The sequence below is a fragment of the Tardiphaga sp. P4_G1 genome (assembly GCF_056401215.1).
Map to the genome: position 1 here is coordinate 1 of NZ_JBFUJU010000006.1, position 21,901 is coordinate 21,901.

20 protein-coding genes are annotated in these 21,901 nt (G+C 62.9%); 12 read left to right on the forward strand and 8 right to left on the reverse strand.

Features of this window, described 5'->3' with window-relative positions; all coding sequences use genetic code 11:
* Window positions 1-137: 137 nt before the first annotated feature.
* Complete coding sequence (locus AC1DUY_RS15230) at window positions 138-956, reverse strand: aldo/keto reductase (protein ID WP_478115312.1); 819 nt, start codon at window positions 954-956, stop codon at window positions 138-140.
* A 125-nt stretch (window positions 957-1,081) separates the two neighbouring features.
* Between AC1DUY_RS15230 and AC1DUY_RS15235 the strand changes: the two genes are divergently transcribed.
* The 5 genes from AC1DUY_RS15235 to AC1DUY_RS15255 all read left to right on the forward strand — a co-directional run bounded on the left by AC1DUY_RS15235 (window position 1,082) and on the right by AC1DUY_RS15255 (window position 6,367).
* On the forward strand, window positions 1,082-1,207 hold the full coding sequence (locus tag AC1DUY_RS15235) for a hypothetical protein (RefSeq protein ID WP_256461202.1): 126 nt from the start codon (window positions 1,082-1,084) through the stop codon (window positions 1,205-1,207).
* 108 nt (window positions 1,208-1,315) lie between these two features.
* The gene (locus AC1DUY_RS15240) at window positions 1,316-2,566 is read left to right on the forward strand and encodes a sarcosine oxidase subunit beta family protein (protein ID WP_478115867.1); all 1,251 of its coding nucleotides are present in this window, start codon (window positions 1,316-1,318) and stop codon (window positions 2,564-2,566) included.
* Window positions 2,567-2,572: 6 nt separating this feature from the next.
* Entirely contained in the window at window positions 2,573-2,833 is a 261-nt protein-coding gene (locus tag AC1DUY_RS15245) for a sarcosine oxidase subunit delta (protein ID WP_093759480.1), read from the forward strand.
* Entirely contained in the window at window positions 2,830-5,796 is a 2,967-nt protein-coding gene (locus AC1DUY_RS15250; protein WP_478115315.1) for a sarcosine oxidase subunit alpha family protein, read from the forward strand. Before AC1DUY_RS15245 ends, AC1DUY_RS15250 begins: the two co-directional genes overlap by 4 nt.
* Entirely contained in the window at window positions 5,789-6,367 is a 579-nt protein-coding gene (locus AC1DUY_RS15255) for a sarcosine oxidase subunit gamma (RefSeq protein ID WP_478115317.1), read from the forward strand. The genes AC1DUY_RS15250 and AC1DUY_RS15255 overlap by 8 nt, the downstream gene beginning before the upstream one ends.
* Before the next feature lie 115 nt (window positions 6,368-6,482).
* On the opposite strand, the gene AC1DUY_RS15260 is transcribed toward AC1DUY_RS15255, so the two are convergent.
* The 6 genes from AC1DUY_RS15260 to AC1DUY_RS15285 form a co-directional block, all read right to left on the reverse strand.
* Entirely contained in the window at window positions 6,483-7,421 is a 939-nt protein-coding gene (locus AC1DUY_RS15260; protein WP_478115319.1) for a 2-hydroxyacid dehydrogenase, read from the reverse strand.
* A gap of 19 nt (window positions 7,422-7,440) precedes the next feature.
* On the reverse strand, window positions 7,441-9,060 hold the full coding sequence (locus AC1DUY_RS15265; protein ID WP_441228648.1) for an ABC transporter ATP-binding protein: 1,620 nt from the start codon (window positions 9,058-9,060) through the stop codon (window positions 7,441-7,443).
* Window positions 9,060-9,899 carry an ABC transporter permease gene (locus AC1DUY_RS15270; protein WP_093759485.1) on the reverse strand — a complete coding sequence of 280 codons (840 nt, stop codon included), beginning with the start codon at window positions 9,897-9,899 and terminating at the stop codon, window positions 9,060-9,062. Before AC1DUY_RS15270 ends, AC1DUY_RS15265 begins: the two co-directional genes overlap by 1 nt.
* Window positions 9,896-10,867, reverse strand: coding sequence for an ABC transporter permease (locus AC1DUY_RS15275; protein WP_478115322.1), 972 nt, complete (start codon window positions 10,865-10,867; stop codon window positions 9,896-9,898). Before AC1DUY_RS15275 ends, AC1DUY_RS15270 begins: the two co-directional genes overlap by 4 nt.
* An 84-nt stretch (window positions 10,868-10,951) precedes the next feature.
* Window positions 10,952-12,499: an ABC transporter substrate-binding protein gene (locus AC1DUY_RS15280; RefSeq protein WP_478115324.1), complete on the reverse strand. Its 1,548-nt coding sequence runs from the start codon at window positions 12,497-12,499 to the stop codon at window positions 10,952-10,954.
* A gap of 66 nt (window positions 12,500-12,565) precedes the next feature.
* The gene (locus AC1DUY_RS15285; RefSeq protein ID WP_093759488.1) at window positions 12,566-13,339 is read right to left on the reverse strand and encodes a class II aldolase/adducin family protein; all 774 of its coding nucleotides are present in this window, start codon (window positions 13,337-13,339) and stop codon (window positions 12,566-12,568) included.
* Between the two features lie 138 nt (window positions 13,340-13,477).
* Here AC1DUY_RS15285 and AC1DUY_RS15290 point away from each other — a divergent pair, with 138 nt between their 5' ends.
* From AC1DUY_RS15290 to AC1DUY_RS15305, 4 genes are all read left to right on the forward strand, one after another.
* Window positions 13,478-14,176 carry a GntR family transcriptional regulator gene (locus AC1DUY_RS15290; RefSeq protein ID WP_231078048.1) on the forward strand — a complete coding sequence of 233 codons (699 nt, stop codon included), beginning with the start codon at window positions 13,478-13,480 and terminating at the stop codon, window positions 14,174-14,176.
* The gene (locus AC1DUY_RS15295) at window positions 14,173-15,198 is read left to right on the forward strand and encodes a histone deacetylase family protein (RefSeq protein ID WP_478115326.1); all 1,026 of its coding nucleotides are present in this window, start codon (window positions 14,173-14,175) and stop codon (window positions 15,196-15,198) included. The genes AC1DUY_RS15290 and AC1DUY_RS15295 overlap by 4 nt, the downstream gene beginning before the upstream one ends.
* A 270-nt stretch (window positions 15,199-15,468) precedes the next feature.
* Entirely contained in the window at window positions 15,469-16,746 is a 1,278-nt protein-coding gene (gene gabT / locus AC1DUY_RS15300; protein WP_478115328.1) for a 4-aminobutyrate--2-oxoglutarate transaminase, read from the forward strand.
* Between the two features lie 28 nt (window positions 16,747-16,774).
* The gene (locus AC1DUY_RS15305) at window positions 16,775-18,064 is read left to right on the forward strand and encodes an ArgE/DapE family deacylase (protein ID WP_175368797.1); all 1,290 of its coding nucleotides are present in this window, start codon (window positions 16,775-16,777) and stop codon (window positions 18,062-18,064) included.
* A gap of 55 nt (window positions 18,065-18,119) precedes the next feature.
* On the opposite strand, the gene AC1DUY_RS15310 is transcribed toward AC1DUY_RS15305, so the two are convergent.
* Window positions 18,120-18,509 carry a hypothetical protein gene (locus AC1DUY_RS15310; RefSeq protein ID WP_478115331.1) on the reverse strand — a complete coding sequence of 130 codons (390 nt, stop codon included), beginning with the start codon at window positions 18,507-18,509 and terminating at the stop codon, window positions 18,120-18,122.
* 229 nt (window positions 18,510-18,738) lie between these two features.
* Here AC1DUY_RS15310 and AC1DUY_RS15315 point away from each other — a divergent pair, with 229 nt between their 5' ends.
* The 3 genes from AC1DUY_RS15315 (at window position 18,739) to AC1DUY_RS15325 (ending at window position 21,901) form a co-directional block, all read left to right on the forward strand.
* Complete coding sequence (locus tag AC1DUY_RS15315; protein WP_089262161.1) at window positions 18,739-19,146, forward strand: hypothetical protein; 408 nt, start codon at window positions 18,739-18,741, stop codon at window positions 19,144-19,146.
* Between the two features lie 497 nt (window positions 19,147-19,643).
* Window positions 19,644-20,867 carry an ABC transporter substrate-binding protein gene (locus AC1DUY_RS15320; protein WP_478115333.1) on the forward strand — a complete coding sequence of 408 codons (1,224 nt, stop codon included), beginning with the start codon at window positions 19,644-19,646 and terminating at the stop codon, window positions 20,865-20,867.
* A gap of 179 nt (window positions 20,868-21,046) precedes the next feature.
* A complete protein-coding gene (locus AC1DUY_RS15325) occupies window positions 21,047-21,901 on the forward strand; it encodes a branched-chain amino acid ABC transporter permease (RefSeq protein ID WP_068733337.1) in 855 nt (284 codons plus the stop codon).

The window sequence follows — 21,901 nt, forward strand, 5'->3', positions numbered from 1 at the left end:
GGCAGTGGGGGCGCCGGGGGCGCCACAACGTACGGAGCCTGTGGCCCCGTCTCGAACCGCTGCGCGGTTCGATCCACCCTCTCCACCCTCTCCCACCTCGCGAAGCTGCGCTTCGCGGGGGGAGAGGGGAAGACAGATCAATCCCAATCCGGCGCGAAGCCTGGATTTACCAGCCGCTGGGTCTTCGGCAGCGCCGCGATCGCCTTGCGGTCGTCGTCGTCCAGCGTCACCTTCAGCGCGTTGAGATTGGCCTGCTGGCTCTCCTTGCGCGACGCCTTGGGGATCGCCGCCACACCGTCCTGATCAAGCAACCACTTCAGCGCCACCTGCGCCGCTGACACGCCGTGCTTAGCGGCGATCTTTTCCATCACATCGTTGTCCGCAAGCCGGCCCTGACCGAGCGGGCAATAGGCCACCAGCGGGATCGACTTCGACCGCAGGTAAGTCAGCAGCTTCGTCTGGTCGAGCAGCGCATGATATTCGACCTGATTGCAGGCGACCGGGGCGCCGATCTCCTCCACCGCCTGCTTCATCAGCTTCACCGGAAAATTCGCGACGCCGAGCGCGCGGATGCGGCCCTCGTCCTTAAACCCCATCAGCGTCTTGAAGATCGCCGGCAGGTCCATGCCCTTCGACGGCCAGTGCACCAGATAGAGATCGATGACGTCCAGACCGAGCTTCTTCATGCTGGCGTCGAAAGCGCGCTTGATGGCATCCGGCGCGAGATTCTCATGCCAGACCTTGGTGGTGACATGGAGATCCCCACGCGCGATGCCGGAGGCCTTGATGCCGGCACCGACTTCGGCCTCGTTGCCATACATCTCGGCGGTATCGATGTGGCGATAGCCGAGCCCGATGGCGCTTTCCACGCCGGCGACGCAGCCGTCGCCCGTGAGCTTGAACGTGCCGAGGCCGAGCTTCGGCACTGAAATGCCCTGCGTGTTCAGATTGTCCATGTCACTTCCTCAAGCATGTCAATTCTTCAATATGGCGAAACCGTCCGAGACGACGGCGCCTGAAGTGTTTGATACGGTGCCAGCCTGCAACGATAAACTCAAATCACCGGGAGAGTTTCAGCACCATGGAAAAGGCATTGCGCGGATGGCTCGACTCCCACGGCCTGCTGGCCATCACTGCGGCCGTGCTCGGGGTCATCAGCCTGCTGGCCATGATCCTGGTGGTGGGCGGCTTCTGGCTGGCGCGCTAAGCGGCATAATCTCACGATGTCGCTGATGGGCTTCTGAATGTCGCGCATGGACTGGTGCCGATCCCCGAAATACGCGACACTCCGGGCCTGATCGCCACCGGATTCTCCATGCGCTATTCGCTGACGTCGCTGCTCAGGCAAACCCTTACCGGCCATAAAGGCTGGACGCCGCAATGGCGTGATGCTGCGCCGAAGCCCGAATACGACATTGTCATTGTTGGCGGCGGCGGCCATGGGCTGGCGACGGCCTATTATCTCACCAAGGAATACGGCCTCAAGAATATCGCCGTGCTGGAAAAGAGCTGGATCGGGTCAGGCAATATCGGCCGCAACACCACCATCATCCGTTCCAACTATCTGCTCTCCGAGAATATATCGCTCTATGAGCTGTCGCTGAAACTGTGGGAAGGCCTCGAGCAGGATTTCAACTACAACGCCATGGTCAGCCAGCGCGGCGTGCTGAACCTGTATCATTCCGACGGCCAGCGCGACGCCTATGCCCGCCGCGGCAACATGATGCGGCTGAACGGCGCCGACTCCGAATTGCTGGATCGCGAGGGTGTCCGCAAACTCTATCCGTTCCTGAATTTCGATGCGGCGCGCTTTCCGATCCAGGGCGGGCTACTGCAGAAACGCGGTGGCACCGTGCGCCATGATGCCGTCGCCTGGGGCTATGCCCGCGGCGCCAGCGACCGCGGCGTCGACGTGATCCAGAATTGCGAAGTGACGGGGATCGATATCGTCGATGGTCGCGCGGTGGGCGTGCAGACCTCACGCGGCGCGATCAAGGCAAAAAAGATCGGCCTCGCGGTCGCCGGCTCGTCGTCGCGCGTGGCCGCGATGGCCGGGATGCGGCTACCGATCGAGAGCCACGTGCTGCAGGCCTTCGTCTCCGAGGGACTGAAGCCCGTCATCCCCGGGGTCATCACCTTCGGTGCCGGACATTTCTATATCAGCCAGTCCGACAAGGGCGGCCTCGTGTTCGGCGGCGATATCGACGGTTACAACTCCTATGCCCAGCGCGGCAACCTGCCCGTGGTCGAGGACGTCTGCGAAGGCGGCATGGCGCTGATGCCGGCGATCGGCCGCGCGCGCGTGCTGCGCAACTGGGGCGGCCTCGTCGACATGTCGATGGACGGCTCGCCGATCATCGACCGCACCCATATCAATGGGCTCTATCTCAATGCCGGCTGGTGCTATGGCGGCTTCAAGGCGACGCCGGGCTCCGGCTTCGTCTTCGCGCATCTGTTGGCGAAGGACGAGCCGCATCCCGCTGCCAATCGCCTGCTGCTCGGTCGTTTTCGCAGCGGTCACGTCGTCGACGAAAAGGGCCAGGGCGCCCAACCGAACCTGCACTGAGGCCCCATGCGCATCCCCTGCCCCTATTGCGGATCCCGTGACGCCTCGGAGTTCTCCTATTCCGGCGACGCCACGCTGACACGGCCCGCGCCCGATAATGCCGATGCAATGTTCGACTATGTCTATCTGCGCGACAATCCCGCCGGCGTGCACAGGGAATATTGGTATCACGCCGCCGGCTGCCACGCCTGGCTCAAGGTCACGCGCAACGTCTCGACGCATGAGGTGATCGACGCCGTGCTCGCTCATGACGAGGCGACGTCATGAGCATCTCGCGTCGCCTCGCCTCCGGCGGATTGATCGACCAATCGAAGCCGATCAATTTCACCTTCGACGGCAAGACCTATGGCGGCTATGCGGGCGACACACTGGCCTCGGCGCTGCTCGCCAATGACACGATGCTGGTCGGCCGGTCGTTCAAATATCACCGGCCGCGCGGCATCTTCTCGGCCGGGCCGGAAGAGCCGAATGCGCTGGTGACGCTGCGCTCGGGCGCGCGCGCCGAACCGAACACCAAGGCCACCACGGTTGAGCTCTTCGACGGGCTGGAGGCATCGAGTCAGAACTGCTGGCCGTCGCCGAATTTCGATCTGCGCGCCGTGCATCAGCTCGCCGGCCCGCTGCTCAATGCCGGCTTCTACTACAAGACCTTCATGTGGCCAGCAGCGTTCTGGGAGACATTCTACGAGCCGGCGATCCGTGCCTCGGCGGGCCTCGGCGCACTCAGCGGTCTCGACGATCCCGACACTTATGAGAAGTCTCACGCTTTCTGCGATCTGCTGGTGATTGGCGCCGGCCCGGCGGGCCTTGCCGCAGCGCTCGCCGCGGGACGCGCCGGCGCGCGCGTGATCGTGGCAGAGGAAGACTTTGTGCTCGGCGGTCGGCTGCTCAGCGACACCGCGCTGATCGATGGTGTCTCGGCAGCCTCATGGGCGGCAATGGCCGAAGCCGAACTCAATACGCTCCCGAATGTCCGCATCCTCAAGCGCACCGCCGTGTTCGGTGCCTATGACGGCGAATATGGCGCCATCGAGCGTGTCAGCGATCACCTGCCGGTGCCACTTCCTCACATGCCGCGTCAGCGGCTGTGGAAGATCGTCGCCAAACAGTGTGTGCTCGCCGCTGGCGCACAGGAACGACCGCTGGTGTTTCCCGGCAACGACCGGCCCGGCATCATGCTGGCCTCGGCTTTGCGCACTTATGCCAATCGCTTTGGCGTGGTGTCGGGCCAGCGCATCGCCATCTTCACGACATCGGATGATGGCTGGCGCAGTGCGTTCGAACTGCAGAAGGCCGGCGCCGAGATCGCCGTGATGGTCGACGCTCGTGCGGAGGTTTCGCCTGAGGTGCGCGGACTCGCGGGCAATACACCTCAATTCCTCGGCGCGCATGTCTCGGACACATCGGGCTATCGCCGGCTGACCAGCATCACAATCACCGACAGCGCTGGCCAGACGCGCTCTGTGGCCGTCGATACGCTTGGCGTGTCCGGCGGCTGGTCACCGAGCATCGGCATCGCCACGCATCTGGGCGGCAGGGGCAACTGGTCGGAGGAGAAATCGGCATTTCTGTGCAGCGACACGCCACCGGGCATGCAGATCGCGGGCGCCGCAGCGGCGCAATGGACGCTGACGCAAGCATTGGAGAACGGCGCGCAGGCCGGCGCAAAAGCTGCTTCGCATGTCGGTCTCGGCCTGCAGACACAGAAGCCCATCACCGCCAGCGACGAGGCTTCCGGCAACAATCCGGTCTGGCTGTTCGCGGGATCGCGCCGCAAGGCCTTTGTCGATCTTCAGAACGATGTCACCGCGACAGACGTTGCCCTTGCCGCGCAGGAAGGCTTTCGCTCGGTCGAACAGCTCAAACGCTACACGACTTTGGGCATGGCGACCGATCAGGGCAAGACGTCCAACGTCAACGGCCTCGCGATCCTCGCCGGCGAAATCAAAAAGACCATCGCCGAGACCGGCGCGACGCGGGCACGCCCGCCGCATGTGCCGGTTGCCATCGGCGCCTTTGCGGGCCTGCACAGCGGCAAGCATTTCAAGCCGACGCGGCTGACGGCGAGCCACGCGGCCTCCGCTGCGGCGGGCGCCACCTTCGTTGAAGCCGGCCAATGGATGCGCGCGCAATGGTTCAACGCGCCCGGTGAGAGCGACTGGTTGCAGAGCGTCACCCGCGAGGTGAAGGCGGTGCGCTCCAGCGTCGGCATCTGCGATGTCTCGACGCTCGGCAAGATCGCGCTGTGCGGATCGGATGTCGGCACGTTCCTCGACCGCGTCTATATCAACACCTTCTCGACGCTGCCCATCGGCAAGGTGCGCTACGGCGTGATGCTGCGCGAGGACGGCTTCGTGATGGACGACGGCACCACCGCGCGGCTCTCCGCCGATCATTATGTAATGACGACCACCACCGTGAATGCCGGCAAGGTGATGCAGCATCTGGAATACTGCCATCAGGTGCTGTGGCCCGAATTCGACGTGCAGATGGTCTCGGTCACCGAGCAATGGGCGCAGTATGCCGTCGCCGGGCCTAAGTCGCGCGAGCTGCTGCAGGCCCTGCTTGGCGATGCCTTTGACATCTCCAACGAAGTCTTCCCCTATCTGGCTTGCGCCGAGTTTCGTGTCGGCAACATTCCGCTGCGGCTGTTCCGCGTCTCGTTTTCCGGCGAACTCGCCTATGAGATTGCCGTGCCAGCGGGCTATGGCGAAGCGCTGTTCAACGCGCTGATGCAGGCCGGCAAGCCGCTCGGCGTTACGCCCTATGGCACCGAAGCGCTCAGCGTGATGCGGATCGAAAAGGGCCATGTCGCCGGCTCCGAACTCAACGGCCAGACCGTGGCGCGTGATCTCGGACTTGAGCGTATGATGTCGGTGAAGAAGGACTATATCGGCCGCACCATGGCGGTGCGCGAGGCGCTGATCGATCCCGACCGCCCGACATTGGTGGGCCTGCAGCCGATCGATCGCAGCCAGCGTTTGCGTAATGGCACATTGCTGTTCGCGCGCGGCGTGACGCCTGCACCGGACAACAATGCCGGCTTCATCACCTCGACAGCCTTCAGCCCGGGCAATAATCACTGGATCGGGCTCGGCCTGCTGGCCCGCGGACCCGAGCGGCATGGCGAGATCATCCGCGCCTGGGACCCGGTACGCTCCGGCGACTATGAGCTCGAAGTCGTCGATCCCGTCTTCGTCGATGCAGAAGGAGCGCGGCTGCGTGCTTGATCTGGCTCACATCTCTGCCTTCGCTGAGTTGCGCTCCACGGGCGATGGCCGCGGCGTCATCGCACGCGAACGCCGCGGCATCGCCGTTGCCACCGTCATGGCGCGCGAAGGCCAGGGTGCCGCGCTCGCCGCTGCGGTGAGAGAACAGTTCGATATCAACCTGCCACTGGGACCGCATGGCTCCGGCAGCGATGCCACGTCATTTCTCGGCACCGGTCCCGGCCGCTGGCTGGTGACCCATGATGCGGGCACACCGCGTTTCGTCGATAGCCTTGCGCAGCAGCTCGACGGCCTCGCCTCCGTGGTCGATCAGTCCGACAGCGTTGGCCTGCTCCGGCTGTCAGGTCCGGCCCTGCTCGATGTGCTGGCCAAGGGCGTCGCCCTCGATCTCAGCGCCGCGGCGTTTCCAGCCGGCAGCGTTGCGGTGACGCCGATCGCACATATGGGCGTGACGCTGTGGAAGGTCGACGAGGCGCCGACTTTCCACATCGCGGTCGCGCGCAGCATGGCTGGCAGCTTCCTGCACTGGCTGGAGGCGTCGAGCGCGGTGACGGGGCTGGCGGTGGAGTAAGGGGCCTAACGCCATTCTCTCGGTCGTCATGCCCGGCCTTGTGCCGGGCATCCACGCCTTTCTTGACTCGTCCAAAGACGTGGATGGCCGGGACAAGCCCGGCCATGACGGAGTGTTAGTAACCTCTCCCGCGATCCACCGAATCCTTCGGCTGCACACCGGCCTGTACGGCTTCCGCCGTGGCGAGGATGGTGTCACCAATGGCGGTCATGGTGACCTCGCAGGCGTCATGCGGCGTCAGCACGATCTGCGGATGCGACCAGAACGGATGGTCCTTGGGCAGCGGTTCGGTGTGGAAGACATCGAGTGTCGCGCCGGAGAGCTGCCCACTGGCGAGCGCATCGAGGATATCCTGCTCAACCGAATGCTCGCCGCGGCCGACCTGGATGAGATAGCTACCACGCGGCAGCTTGGCGAACAGGCTTGCATTGAGAATGCCGCGGGTTTCCTCGGTCAGCGGTAGCAGGTTCACCAGCACCTCGGAGCCCGCGAGCATCGCGTCGAGTCCGTCGCTGCCGTGGAAGCCGGTCACACCCGGCGTCGTCGGCTTGGCCGAGCGGCTCCACACCCGGACGGGAAAGCCGAGCATCGCCAGATCGGACGCGACACGCGCACCGATGGCGCCGTAGCCGAGAATGCCGATCGCAACCTCGGACGGCCGGCGTCCGCCGCCGAGGCGCTTCCACACGCGATCACGCTGGTTCTGCAGATAGGTCCCGAACTGGCGCTGGTGATAGATCACGTTCCAGATCACGAAGCCGGACATCATCTGCGCCTGTGCCGGTTCGACCACGCGCACCACGTCGATGCCGTCGCGCAGGCTCGGACAGTTCAGGATGCTGTCGGCGCCGGCGCCGATGGAACACGCCGCCTTGAGGTTCGGATAGTGATCGAACGCATCCGCATGCGGATGCCAGCTCACCGCCATGTCAATTTTAGCGGGATCGGTGCCGTCGAGATGATCGACAAAACTCACCTTGCCGTCGAGCCGGGCGATTTCGTTGGTCAGGTATTTGCGCAGGTTGATGGTCCTGCTCAGGAAAACGCAAGTCACGGGAGACGTCGGCATAAGGTCAGGCGGCCTGGGATGGCGAACTCTGGCCGGGGACGGCGCCGAGCAATTCGCGGGTGTAGGGATGTTCCGGCGCCGCAAACAGTTGCGCCGTCGGCTTCAGCTCGACGATCACACCGCGCTGCATCACCGCGATGCGATCGCAGATCTGTGCGGCGACACGAAGGTCGTGGGTGATGAACAGCATCGAGAGACCAAGGCGGGCCTTGAGGTCTTCCAGCAGCTTCAGCACCTGCGCCTGCACGGAGACGTCGAGCGCGGAGACGGCTTCGTCGGCGACGATGATCTCGGGATCCATCGCAAGCGCGCGGGCGATGCCGAGACGCTGGCGCTGGCCGCCGGAGAACTCATGCGGATAACGATCGAGCGAGCCGGCATCGAGTCCGACCATCCCGAGCAGATCACGCGCACGCTGCATCGCGACTTTGGGATCGGTGCCGCGAGCGATCGGGCCATCGGTGATGATCTGGCCAACCCGGCGACGCGGATTGAGCGAGGCGAACGGGTCCTGAAAGATCATCTGGATGCGGTGGCGCTGCGCGCGCAGCGCCTTGCCTTCGAGGGCCGTGAGATCGATATCCCCGATGCGCACGGTGCCGCGGTCGGCCTCGATCAGACGCATCACCAGACGCGCCACTGACGATTTGCCCGAACCGGACTCGCCGACCAGGCCGACGGTCTCGCCCTGCATGATGGAGAACGTGACTTCGTTCGCCGCCTGCACGCGGCGATCCGGCTTGAACCAGCCGCCCGAGGTCACATAGGTCTTGTCGAGGCCGATGACCTCGACAGCCTTCGCATTTTCATCCAGCGACGCGCGCACCGGCGGATGCATCGACGGCACGGCAGCGAGAAGCGCCTTGGTGTAATCGTGCTGCGGATTCCTGAAGACGGCGTCGATGGAGCCTTCTTCCACGATCTTGCCATGGCGCAACACCACGACACGATCGGCGATATCGGCAACGACGCCGAAATCGTGGGTGATGAACATCACCGCCATGTTGCGGCTGCGCTGCAGATTGCGGATCAGCTTGAGGATCTGAGCCTGGGTAGTGACGTCGAGTGCCGTGGTCGGCTCGTCGGCGACGAGCACCGATGGTTCGAGCGCAAGTGCCATGGCGATCATCGCACGCTGGCGCTGACCACCGGAGAGCTGGTGCGGATAGGCGCGGATGATGCGCTCTGGATCGGGCAGACCGACTTCCTTGGCGAGGCTGAGGGCCTTGGCGCGGCGCTCCTTCGGCGTCAAAAGATTATGCGCCTCGAACATTTCCATCATCTGCTCGCCAATCCGCATCAGCGGATTGAGCGCGGTCATCGGCTCCTGGAACACCATGGCGATGCCGCGGCCGCGCACTTCGCGCCAGCCGCTTTCGTCCAGCTTCAAGAGATTCTGCCCCTCGAACAGAACTTCGCCGGTCTCGGTCTTCACCGTATCCGGCAACAGGCCCATCAGCGCGTGCGCGCACATGGATTTGCCGGAACCGGATTCGCCGACGACGCAGACGATCTCACCGGGAATGAGATCGATGGAGACGCCATCGACCGCATAAGGGCGTTCGGCGCTCTTCGGCAAAGCAATCTTCAGGTTCTTGATGGAAACGGCGGGGGTAGCGGTCATCAGCGGCTATCCTTCGCCAGGCGCGGATTGAGCGCATCGTTGAGGCCTTCGCCGATCAGGTTCATGCCGAGCACTGAAATCAGGATGGCGACGCCGGGGAAGACCGTGATCCACCAGGCTTGACGGATCACCGTCCGGCCCGCGCCGACCATGTAGCCCCAGGACATCAGGTTGGGATCGCCGAGGCCGAGGAACGACAGCGAGGATTCCAGCAGGATCGCATTGGCCACCATCAGCGACGCCAGCACGATCACCGGCGACAGCGCATTCGGCAAAATCTCGCGCGAGATGATCCAGGTATTGCTCTGGCCGGTCACGATGGCCGCCTGGACATATTCGCGCGTGCGCAGCGACAGCACCTCGCCGCGTACCAGACGCGCCACCGGCGGCCACGAGACGATGGCGATGGAACCAACGATGGAATAGATCGACGGCTGCAGGATCGCCACGAGCACAATGGCCAGCGGGAAGCTCGGAATGGTCTGGAAGAACTCGGTGAAGCGCATCAGGGCGTCGTCGACCTTGCCGCCGAAATAACCGGCGATGGCGCCGAGCGGCACGCCGATGGTCAGCGCCACCGTGGTCGAGACGAGACCGACGAGCAACGACACGCGTGCGCCGTAGATCAGGCCGGCGAACACGTCGCGGCCCAGCGCATCGGTGCCGAGGGTCACCATGGGATTGGTGAAGGGCGGCAGGAACGGCCGCTGCACCATGCGCCAGGGCGAGGTCGGGAAGATCATCTGCCCGAACAGCGCGACGAAAATCGCAAGCGTGATGATGACCAGACCGATAACGCCGCCGGGATTGCGCAGCATCAATTTCCAGAACTTCTTCATGATGCAAACTCGATGCGTGGATCGACCAGTCGATAAACGAGGTCGGTGACGAGGTTGAAGATCAGGACCATCGCCGAGCAGACCACGAAGACGCCGAGCAGAAGGTTATAATCGCGTTGCAAGAGCGCCTCATAGAGCAACCGGCCGATGCCGGGCCAAGCGAACACCGTCTCGGTGAGCACGGCGCCGCCGACGAGTGTGCCGGAGTGAACGCCGGCCAGCGTCACCACCGGCAGCAGCGCGTTGCGCAGCACGTGGCGGCGCTGAATGATGTTGTCGCGCAGGCCCTTGGCGCGCGCGGTCTTGACGAAATCCAGCCGCTTGACCTCGAGCATCGAGGCGCGCGTCATGCGCGTATAGGTCGCCATGAAGAACAGGCCGATGGTCATGGCCGGCATCACCAGATGCAGGGCCACGTCCTTGACATGCGCAAGCCCGGTGTAGTTCGCGCCGATAGTCTCGTAGCCGAAGCTCGGCAGCCAGCCGAGATAGACCGAGAACAGCAGGATCGACATCAGCGCGACCCAGAAGATCGGCGTGGCATAGAACAGCAGCGCCGAGACAGTGATGGCGGTGTCCGCCCATGTCCCCGCAAATCTTGCGGCCAGCGTACCGAATGTGACGCCCAGCAACAGCGAGATGCCGAACGCCGTCAGCGTCAGCAGCAGCGTCGCCGGCAGACGCTCGGCGATCAGCTTTGCGACCGGCATCTGCTGGCGGAACGAGAAGCCGAGGTCGAGGGTGACGACACCCTTCACGTAAATGAACAGCTGCTCCGGCAGTGGCTTGTCCAGTGAGAACTTTTCACGCAGCTGCTGGACGAATTGCGCATCGCTGGCGCCGGCCTCGCCGGCCATCACCGCTGCGGGATCGCCGGGCGCAAGACGGATCAGGAAGAAGTTCATCACGATGATCGCAATCAGGACGAACACGCCCTTCACGATCCTCTGGGCAACGAATGACAGCATCAGAGGTCCATCGCATTCAGGTCAGGGTACACAAAGAAAACCCGTGACGATCCCAGGGATCGTCACGGGCATCAGGCTGAAAGCTTACTTGTCGATCCAGGCGTCGCGGAAGCCGTCATTGACGCCGATACCGGTCGTGATCAGGTTCTTGATCTTGCAGTTCGTGATGGTCGGGAACTGCAGTTCAAGCTGCCAGGCAACAGGAACGTCCTCAACGAGGATCTTCTGGACCTTCTCGTAGATTTCCTTGCGCTTCGAATCCGGCGTGGCGACGGCGCCCTCTTCGAACAGCTTGTCGACCTCAGGATTGGAGTATCCCTCGAGGTTGTTGAAGAGCTGGCCCTTGGCGATTGCACTCGTCACATAGTTGCGGCCGACGCCGAGTGCCGGATCACCATACTGATACAGATAGGTGAACGAGATGTCGTAATCCCATTCGCTGTTCTTCTGGTTGGAGCCGGGAACGTCGGTGGCGATGGTCTCGATATTCATGCCGACGTCGACGAGGTTCTGCTTCACAGCTTCACCCCAACGCGACCAGGTTTCGCCATAGGGTAGCGGCATCAGGCGGACCTTCTCGCCCTTGTAACCGGCTTCCTTCAGCAGCGCCTTGGCCTTGGCCGGATCGTACGGGTACTTCTGCACGTTGTCGGTGTAGAACTTGATCGCCGACGAGGACGGGCCGGTAGCGACTTTTCCGAGACCGTTCCAGATCACGTCGCGCGCGAATTCGCGGTCCACCGCATACATGATCGCCTGACGCACCTTCTTGTTGGCGAGCACGGGGGTGCGGTTGTTGAGCCACATCCAGGCCATTGGCGAGAAGAACTCCCAGCCGTCGCCGGTGACGCAGGTATTCGGCAGCTTGCTGACGCGCGGCACGTCGAAATTCTCGATCGAACCGCCGGGCAGCACATCGACCTTGCCGGTCTCGTAGGCCACCGAACGCGCAGCGGCGTCCGGAATGATCTGCCAGTAAATGCCGTCGATATAGGGCTTGCCCTTGACGTGGTAGTTCGGGTTCTTCACCAGCTGGATGAACGAGCCCTTCTTCCATTCCTTGAACATGAACGGGCCGGTACCGATCGGCGTATTGTTCGCCGGATTGGTCTTGACGTCCGTGCCTTCATAGATGTGCTTCGGGATGATCGGCATCGAGCCGACTTCGAAGATGCCGATGAAGGGGCCAAAGGGCTGCTTCAACGTGAAGACGACGGTGTAATCATCCGGCGCTTCGACCTTGTCGAGCTGCACAAGGTTGTTGCGGGCGCGGGCATGGGTGACCTTCAGCGTCTCGATGGAGAACAGCACGTCGGCCGCGGTGAACGGCTTGCCGTCGTGCCAGGTCACGCCCTGCTTGAGCTTGAACGTGTAGGTCTTGGCATCCGGGCTGATGGTCCAGCTCTCGGCGAGACCCGGCTGCGGCTCCAGCGTCTTGCTGTAGCGCAGCAGGCCTTCATAGATGTTGCCCGAGACCATCTGCGTCGGGCCGTTCTGAACCAGTGCGAGCATCAGGCCCGGCGGTTCAGGCTGGATCACCGCATTGATGGTGCCGCCCATCTTCTGCTCCTGCGCGAGCGCCATTGTACTCACGGTGCTCAGTGCCAAAGCCAATACAAATTTCTTCAACATATCTTTCCCCTTAGTGCCGGCAGGCACGTAACCCAGATCAGTTGACGATGTGTAGCGGAAGTCGGATCAATTCTTGTAATCGGCGTCCGTGCGATCGAGCATGCGCTTGAACGCTTCCCACTCGCTGTCCGGCTTGCCGCCTTCGGTGCCATGCACCTTGTCGTAACCGCGGTCATACTGGCCGGCGGTGTGCGCGGCAATGGCATGGGACGGGCGAATGACTTCTGCGCCGGTTGAAAGAATCGCGAGCTGCGCGCGGCAGGAGCGCTCCATGTTGAACATCAGCTTGAAGGCCTCACCGACCGAGCGGCCGCAGGTGAGCAGGCCGTGATTGCGCAGGATGAGAACCATCTTGTCGCCGAGATCGGCGACAAGACGCTCGCGCTCGGACAGGTCTAGCGCGATGCCTTCGAAGTCATGATAGGCGATGCGGTCGGTGAACTGCATCGACCACTGGTTCAGCGGCTGCAGACCGTCCTTCAGGCACGACACAGCGACACCGGCAACGGTATGCGTGTGCAGCACGCACTGCGCGTCGTGGCGGGCGGCGTGAACGGCGCTGTGAATGGTGAAGCCGGCCGGATTGATACCGAGGCCGAGCGGATCGTCGACAACTTTACCGTCGACGTCGACGGTGACGAGGTTGCCGGCCGTCACTTCCTCGAAGCGCATGCCATAGGGATTGATCAGGAAGCGGTCCTGGGTGCCGGGGACGCGCACCGAAATATGCGTGTAAATGCTGTCATCGAGGCCGAGGCGATGGATCAGACGATAGGCCGCAGCAAGATCGATACGAACCTGCTTGGCGGCATCGAGGGTCGGCGTAAGGTTTGCATGCATATTCACAGGCGCGGTTCCCGGCTTTTTTTAAGGTGCGGGCAGGAAACACAATCGCATGGCAGCTCGCAAGATTAAACTGTCGACAATCGACGATTAATTCTTGTACAGGGGAAGAAACGGGTCCCCCGCATGCGTTTGATGTCTCCTCCAGTTGGTCTGACCGCCCTCGCCGACACCGATCTTGTCGGGCAGGTCGCACGCATCCTGACCCAGGCCATCATCAAGGGGCAGCTGCTGCCTGGCGCCAAAGTCGTCGAAGCCGGCATCGCCCGCGAACTCGGCGTCAGCCGCGCTCCTGTCCGTGAAGCTGCACGGCTGCTCGAGCAACAGGGCCTGCTGGTCTCGCATCCACGCCGTGGCTTCTTCGTCCGCAAGCTTGAAGCAACGGATATCGACGAGGTCTACGACCTGCGCATCTGCGTCGAATGTCATGCCGGCGTGCTCGCCTCCAAGAACATGACGCCTGCCAATCGCGACATGCTGCGCCGGCAGATCGACGTCATGCATGAAACGGCAGCGATCGACGATCACGCCCGGCAGATCGAGGAAGACTACAAATTTCACCGCATGATCTGCGAAATCGCCGGCAGCAAGCGCCTGCTGCGATTGTTCGACGATCTTGCTTCGGAACTGCGGATGACGATCGGCCTGATCGGCCGGCTCTATGACGATCCGCACCGTATTGCGCAGACCCATGAGGCACTGCTCGAAGTCCTCGAACAGGGGCATCCCGATATCATCACCGCGCGGATCGACTATCACATCGGCGCTGCCTGGCGCGAAGTCGGCAAGCTGGTCCGCGAACTTCCCTCCTCAACGAATGGAGCCGCCACGTGAAGGCAGTGTATTCCGACAAGCACAAGAGCCACGATCCGCAGTTCTTTCTGGTGCGCGGTCAGGTCCGTAAAACCACCGAGCAGCCGGAGCGCGCCGAGCGCCTGCTGAAGGGTCTCGCCGACGGAAAGCATACGATCGTCGCGCCGACCGAATTCGGCCAGGGCCCACGCGCCCGCGTGCACTCGCCGGAATATCTGCGCTTCCTCGAAGGCGCCTGGGAGGAATGGATCAAGCTGCCGGATTACGGCCCGGAGATGATCGCCAATATCCATCCGAACCGCGTGGCGGGCAGCTATCCGACCCACATCACTGGCAAGCTCGGCTGGCACACCGCGGATACCGCAGCGCCGATCGGCCCCGGCACTTGGCTTGGTGCCTGCGCCTCCACCGACGTCGCCGTCACCGCGGCGCAGATGGTGATGGACGGCGAAGATGCCGTCTACGCGCTGTGTCGCCCACCCGGCCACCACGCCTATCGCGACATGGCCGGCGGCTTCTGCTTCATGAACAATTCGGCCATCGCCGCCGAGCATCTGCGCACCAAGCACGAGCGCGTCGCGATCCTCGATGTCGACGTGCATCACGGCAACGGTACGCAGGGCATCTTCTATGCGCGTCCGGACGTGCTGACGGTGTCGATCCATGCCGATCCCATCGGCTATTACCCCTTCGTCTGGGGCTATGCCCATGAGAAGGGCGAAGGCAACGGCCTCGGCACTAATCTCAACATCCCGCTCGCGCTCGGCACCGGCGATGACGGTTTCATCGACGCGCTTGCTGTCGCCGAGAAGACCATCAAGTCGTTTGCGCCGACGGCTCTGGTTCTCGCTCTCGGCCTCGATGCATCCGAGCACGATCCGCTGGCGGCCCTGAAAGTCACCACCCCGGGCTTCAAGCGCATCGGCGAAGCCGTTGCGCGCATGGGCCTGCCCACGGTCCTCGTTCAGGAAGGCGGATATCTCTCCGACATCCTCGGCGCCAACCTGACCTCCACGCTCGCCGGTTTCGAAGCCGCGCGGTGATTGGACTTATCGAGTGAACACCAGCACGCCGCGCTTTCTTAACCTCTCCCCGCACTGCGCGGGGAGAGGTCGCCGCGTCTTCGCGGCGGGTGAGGGGCTTGGCACGGCGCTCATCGCACGCAATGCACTTGGGGATCGCAAGAGCCCCTCACCCCACCCCTCTCCCCGCAAGAGCGGGGCGAGGGAGCCTACAGCGCCCGGCGCAGCAGCCTGCTCCATCCACTGATCCACACCCAACAACATCCAAGAAAACTCGAAGGACAAACTCGCATGCCAACCAACGCAGAAATCTTCGCGCGCCGCGAAGCCGCTGTTCCCCGCGGCATCGGCCATTCCACTCCGATCTCGGCGCAGCGCGCGCTGAATGCGGAAGTCTGGGACGTCGAGGGCAAGCGCTATGTCGACTTCGCCGGCGGCATCGCCGTGCTCAACACCGGCCACTGCCATCCGACCATCATGGCCGCCGTGCGTGCGCAGATGGAGAACTTCACCCACACCTGCTTCCAGGTGCTGCTGTATGAATCCTACGTGACCCTCGCCGAGCGCCTGAACAAGCTGGCGCCGATCGACGGCGCCACCAAGACCGCATTCTTCACCACCGGCGCCGAAGCGACCGAGAACGCCATCAAGATGGCCCGCGCCGCCACCGGCCGCGCCGGCGTGATCGCCTTCACCGGCGGTTTCCATGGCCGCACCCACATGACCATGACCATGACCGGCAAGGTGTTCCCGTACAAGAAGGGCTTTGGCGGAGCCATGCCGGAAGTCTGGCACGTGCCGTTCCCGGCCGCGCCGCTCGACGTCACGGTTGAGGAATCGCTGAAGTATCTCAGCTTCCTGTTCAAGGCCGACATCGATCCGGCCCGCGTCGCGGCCATCATCATCGAACCCGTGCAGGGCGAAGGCGGCTTCCATCAGGCGCCGCCGGAACTGATGCGCGCACTGCGCAAGATCTGCGACGAGAATGGAATCGTCTTCATCGCCGACGAAGTGCAGACCGGTTACGGCCGCACCGGCAAGATGTTCGCGATGGAACATTACGACGTGAAGCCCGACCTCATCACCGTGGCGAAGAGCCTCGCCGGCGGCTTCCCGCTGTCGGGCGTGATCGGCAAGGCCAAGATCATGGACGCAGCCGATCCGGGCGGCCTCGGCGGCACCTACGCCGGCAACCCGCTGGCGATTGCCGCAGCGATGGCCGTGCTCGACGTATTCGAGAAGGAGAAACTGATCGACCGCGCCAACCATATCGGCGAGCGCATCACCACGCGCCTGAAGAAGATGCAGCAGCGAAACGACCTCGTGCCGATCGCCAGCATCCGCAATGTCGGCGCCATGATCGCCTTCGACATCGTCAAGGAGCGCGGCTCTGACACGCCGGACGCCGAAGTGACCAAGAAGGTGACGCAGAAGGCCACCGAGGAAGGCCTGATCCTGCTGTCCTGCGGCGTCAACTTCAACACCATCCGCGTGCTCGTTCCGCTGACCGCCCAGGACGAAATCCTCGACGAAGGTATGGACAAGCTCGAGCGCGCGCTGACCGCCTGAGCCCTCTCACAAGAAAAGGAAAAACAACATGGCTCTCGATCCCGCCCTCCGCGACAAGATCATCGCTGCCGTCGACAAGGGCTTCGATGCCCAGGTGAAGTTCACCCAGGACATGGTGCGCCACGTCTCCACGCGCGGCAACGAACACACGATGCAGGACTTCATGTTCCGCGCCATGAAAACGCGCGGCTACAAGATGGAGCGCTTCGAGATGGATCGCGCCGCGCTCGGCCATCATCCCGGCGCCGGCGCCTGGGACGACCTGCATTCGACCGCGCCAATCGTGGTCGGCACGCATTATCCGCGCGAGGAAAAAGGCCGCTCGCTGATCATGCAGGGCCATGTGGACGTGGTGCCGGAAGGCCCGCACGACATGTGGACCACACCGCCTTACGACCCGGTGATCCAGGGCGACTGGATGCAGGGCCGCGGCGCCGGCGACATGAAGGCCGGCTGCGCCTCCAATATCTTCGCGCTCGATGCACTCAAGAGCCTCGGCCTGCAGCCGGCGGCGACGGTCTATCTGCAGTCTGTGGTGGAAGAAGAATCCACCGGCGACGGCGCGCTGATGACACATCTGCGCGGCTACAAGGCCGACGCCGTTGTCGTGTCGGAGCCGTCGCATGAGACGATCACGCGCGCCAATATCGGCGTGGTCTGGTTCCAGGTCGAAGTCCGCGGCGTGCCGGTGCATGTGCAGCGCATGGGCACCGGTGCCAACGCCATCGACGGCGCCTATCGCATCATCGGCGAATTGCGCAAGCTGGAAGCCAAGTGGAATGCGACCAAGGACCAGCACGAGCACTTCAAGAACATCGAGAAGCCGGTCAACCTGAACATCGGCAAGATCGCCGGCGGCGACTGGGCGTCATCGGTCCCGGCCTGGTGCAAGGTGGACTTCCGCATCTCGTTGCTGCCCGGCAAGACAGCCGAAGCTGCGAAGAAGGAGATCACCGACTGCGTCGCCGCTTTCGCACATCAGGATCCGTTCCTGTCGAACATCCCGCCGACCGTGACTTTCAACGGCTTCCAGGCCGAGGGCTACGAACTCAAGCCGGGCTCGGATGCTGAAGCCACGCTAGCCGCGGCGCATGAAGCGGTGTTCGGCCAGAAGCCGAAGCCGGAAATCTCGCTCGCCTATCTCGACAGCCGCGTCTACGCGTTGTTCGACAATGTGCCGACGCTGAACTACGGCTGCATCTCGCGCGGCGTCCACGGCTTCGACGAAGGCGTCAACCTGCCCTCGCTGAAGAAGACGACGACGGCACTGGCGCTGTTCATCGCCGAATGGTGCGGCGTGGAAGAGATCAAGGCTTGATCATTCAGGCCTCAGCCTGAAGACCGAATGGGCGGCGGAGCAATCCGCCGCCTTTTCATTTCTGCCAGCTGCAGATGCCACCTGTGCGGCACGGCCAGACCTGCACCCGCGTGTCCGCCGCATTGGCGTTCAGCGGATTGCTGCGACGGGCAACCTTCTTCTGCGCAGCGGCGCGCTGTGCCACCGGCTTCGCAGACTGCGCGCGCACAAGACGCGGTGCTGCCTTCGCCGGATCAGCTTTCACATTCGCCTTCGCACCGGCCTTGGCCTGGATCTGCACCTGCTCGAATGACGCGGGCGGGCCCAGCAGTTTCGGCGACAGCACGGCCTTCTGCAGGTCGAGCAGCAAGAATTCGCCGGGCTTGTATGTGTCCGCTTGCGCGGCACCGACGCACGCCAGCAGACTGACGCCGGCCGCAATCATACTCAAACGCTTGCAACTCATTTACGCCTCCTGAGGCCGGTTCCCGGCTTCTGGACTAACAATGTCTCTAAGTTAAGCATGGATAACGTTGAATCCAGCCTCGAGTTTCCCCGGAAAGTGCCTGCGGCGCAGGCATTTCTGGCGGTAAGACTAACCGTCCATGGCGCACCCACCGATTGATCCAGCGCAATGCGACTCCGCGCTGCTGCGCAGACCCTTCGCTCAATCACTCTCAGCAGCGGAGACCGCCATGACATCCGTCCAGCCCTATCCCGTCGTCAGCAATCTCATCGAACGCATTGGCGACTGGTTGATCCAGCGTCGCCAGCTCAACGAACTCGGTGCGCTCGACAGCGGCGAGTTCAAACGCATGGCCCATGAGCTTGGCCTTGCGCCAAGCGATCTCGATACGATCGTTCGCAGAGGCGTGAACGGTGCGGAGGAATTGCCGCAGATGCTCCGTGCGCTCGGTTTTGACGAAGCCGCCATTGCCAAGATCCGGCCGCCTGACATGATGGAGATGCGCCACGCCTGCGCCAGTTGCGCACACAAACGGGCCTGCGGCGCCGACCTCGCAGCCAAGACGGCGGCGGCGAACTACGAGAACTATTGCGCCAATGCCAACGACATCACTCTGCTGGCCCGGGCTGCGGAGTAGATTATTCTCCACCTTTACTAAAAATGCTCGAAAAGCCGGCCAGGTAAGCCTAATCGGTTAGGTTAAGATTTGGTTTAAGTTGCGACAAACCCCGGCTGGGATAGCGTCGATCGCGTCGCGCAGTGGGGTGCGGAAGTCGCTTTCCAACCCCGAATTTCAATGCACGGCACGGGACCGCCGTTATTACCTGCGTCGGCGGTCCCACCCCTTGGCAGCCCGGCTGTACCCAACGCCACCCCCAACTCGGCCACTTGAGAATGCGCATGTTGCACCTGCTCGCAACTTGCAATGTGCCACCCGCGCCGCAGCATCGTTACATGTCATGCAAGCAGTGATCGCGTCGCAACAAGAAGCGCTTTGTGAATGCTCGCAATTTAATCCGCGACACAGTGTTGCTGTGCGCAATCTTCCTTGACTTGCTCTCGCCGCACTTGGCAGTCTGTGATCACACAAAAAAGCATCGGGCAACGACCCAGATGCCTCTAGGGAGAGACACCATGGACTCATTTCTGAGGCAGCTTGCGGCTGCGAGTATGATTGTTGCTGGCGCCCTTGCTTCCACTGCTCCAGCATCTGCCCAGCAAGCGCCGATCAAGATCGGCATTCCGACTTCGGTCCAGCTGCAGGTCGGCCGCGACACCCAGAACGCCGCCAAGCTGGCCATCGAAGAGATCAACGCCAAGGGCGGATTGCTCGGCCGCAAGCTCGAAATGGTTGTCGCCGACGAGACCGAGAATCCCGAACAGGGCATCGCTGCAATCAAGAAGCTTACCGCCGATGACAAGGTCAACGTGCTGATCGGCGGCTATACGTCAGGCGTCACACTGGCCCAGCTGCCGCATATTTCCAATGCCAAGACGATCTATATCGGCGTTGGCGCGGCCTCCCCGGCCATCACCGCAAAGGTGAAAACAGACTACGAGAATTACAAATATATTTTCCGCGCCTTCCCCATCAACGCGGCGCATCAGGCCCGCGCGCTGGTCGACTTCATCAACGGCAAGCTGAAAGGCGAGATGGGCCTGAAGAAGATCGCCATCGTCGGCGAGAACGCGAAATGGGTGCAGGATCTCGTTCCGATCCTGAAAAAGGGCGCGACCGACGGCGGCACCGACGTGACGTTGGCCGAATTCTTCGACACTTCGACCTCGGATTTCTCGCCGCTGTTCGCCAAGGTGAAGAATTCCGGCGCGCAGTATCTGATCGTCGTGCTCTCGCATGCCTCATCGGACATCTTCGTCAAGCAGTGGCATGACGCGCAGGTGCCGATCCCGATCGGCGGCATCGACGTCAAGAGCCAGGACGCCGACTTCTTCACCCGCGTCAGCGGCAAGGCAAATGCCGAAACCGTCGGCATGTTCGCCATTCGCGCGCCGCTTACGCCAAAGACCATTCCGTTCTGGGATGAATTCGTGAAGCGCTTCGGCACCGCGCCTGTCTATACCGGAATCGGTGCTTACGACTCGGTGTACGTCTATGCAGACGCCGTCAAGCGCGCCAACTCCATCGAGCCCGATGCGGTCATCAAGGAGTTGGAGAAAACCGACCATGTCGGCATCGCCGGCAAGCTGGTGTTCGACGAAGTACACGACGTGAAGACCGGCCCGGGCCTGCAGAACCTGCTGTTCGTGCAGTGGCAGAAGGACGGCGCTCGCGTCGTGGTCTGGCCGAAGGAAGCCGCAACCGGCCCGATGATCGCGCCGCCCTGGATGAGCAACTAAAGCGTCGGACCAAGCCGTGCCCTAACGGCCGTCATTGCGAGCCAGGGGAGGCCGTCCTTCGCGGCCTCCCCTGAGCGAAGCAATCCAGCAGCCACAAGCGAGAACTGGATTGCTTCGTCGCCAAGTGGCTCCTCGCAATGACGAGGAGCCTGTTGTCCGGTCTTCAACAGCGGGTTCTCATGCTTCAGATTCTGATCTACGGCGCGGTCTCCAGCGCCATCTATGCGATGCTGGCCGTTGGTTTCACCCTGATCTTCGGCGTCGCCCGCATCCTCAATCTCGCCCATGGCTCGTTCTACGCACTCGGCGCCTATGCGGCCTATGTCCTCACCTCGCTGCTCGGCGTTCCGCTCTTCATCGCAGCTCCGCTGGCGGTATTGATCGTCGCAGGCTTCGGCGTGGTGATGGAGCGTTTTCTGGTGCGTCCGTTGCGCTCGTCTCAGCTCGCCGTGCTGATGATCACCCTCGCCGTCTCGCTCGCGGTCGAACAGGCGCTGTTCATCACTTTCGGCTCCGAATATCGCAACGTGCCTTCCTTCGTGGCTGACAAGCTCTCGATCGGCGGCGTCGATATCTCCGGCCAGCGCCTGCTCGCCCTTGTCGCCGGTGTCCTCGTGCTGCTCGGCCTCTGGCTGTTCATTCAGCGCACGCGCCTCGGCGCGGCCATCCTCGCGGTATCGCAGGATCCGGAAGCAGCGCAATATATGGGCATCCCGACCAACCGCATTTTCTCCATCGTGATGGCGATCTCCGCCGGCACCGCGGCGCTCGCTGGGGTACTGGTGTCGCCCTTCCTCACGGTGCAGCCGACCATGGGTCTGCTGCCCATGGTGAAGGCCTTCGCCATCGTCATCGTCGGCGGGCTAGGCTCGATCCCAGGCAGCATCATCGCGTCGCTGATCCTCGGCTATTCCGAGACCATCGTTGCCTATCTGATTTCGACATCATGGACGGAGCTGGTGTCGCTGGTCGCGGTCGTCGTCACGCTGATGATACGCCCGTCAGGACTCCTCGGGCGACGGGCGGCATTCTGA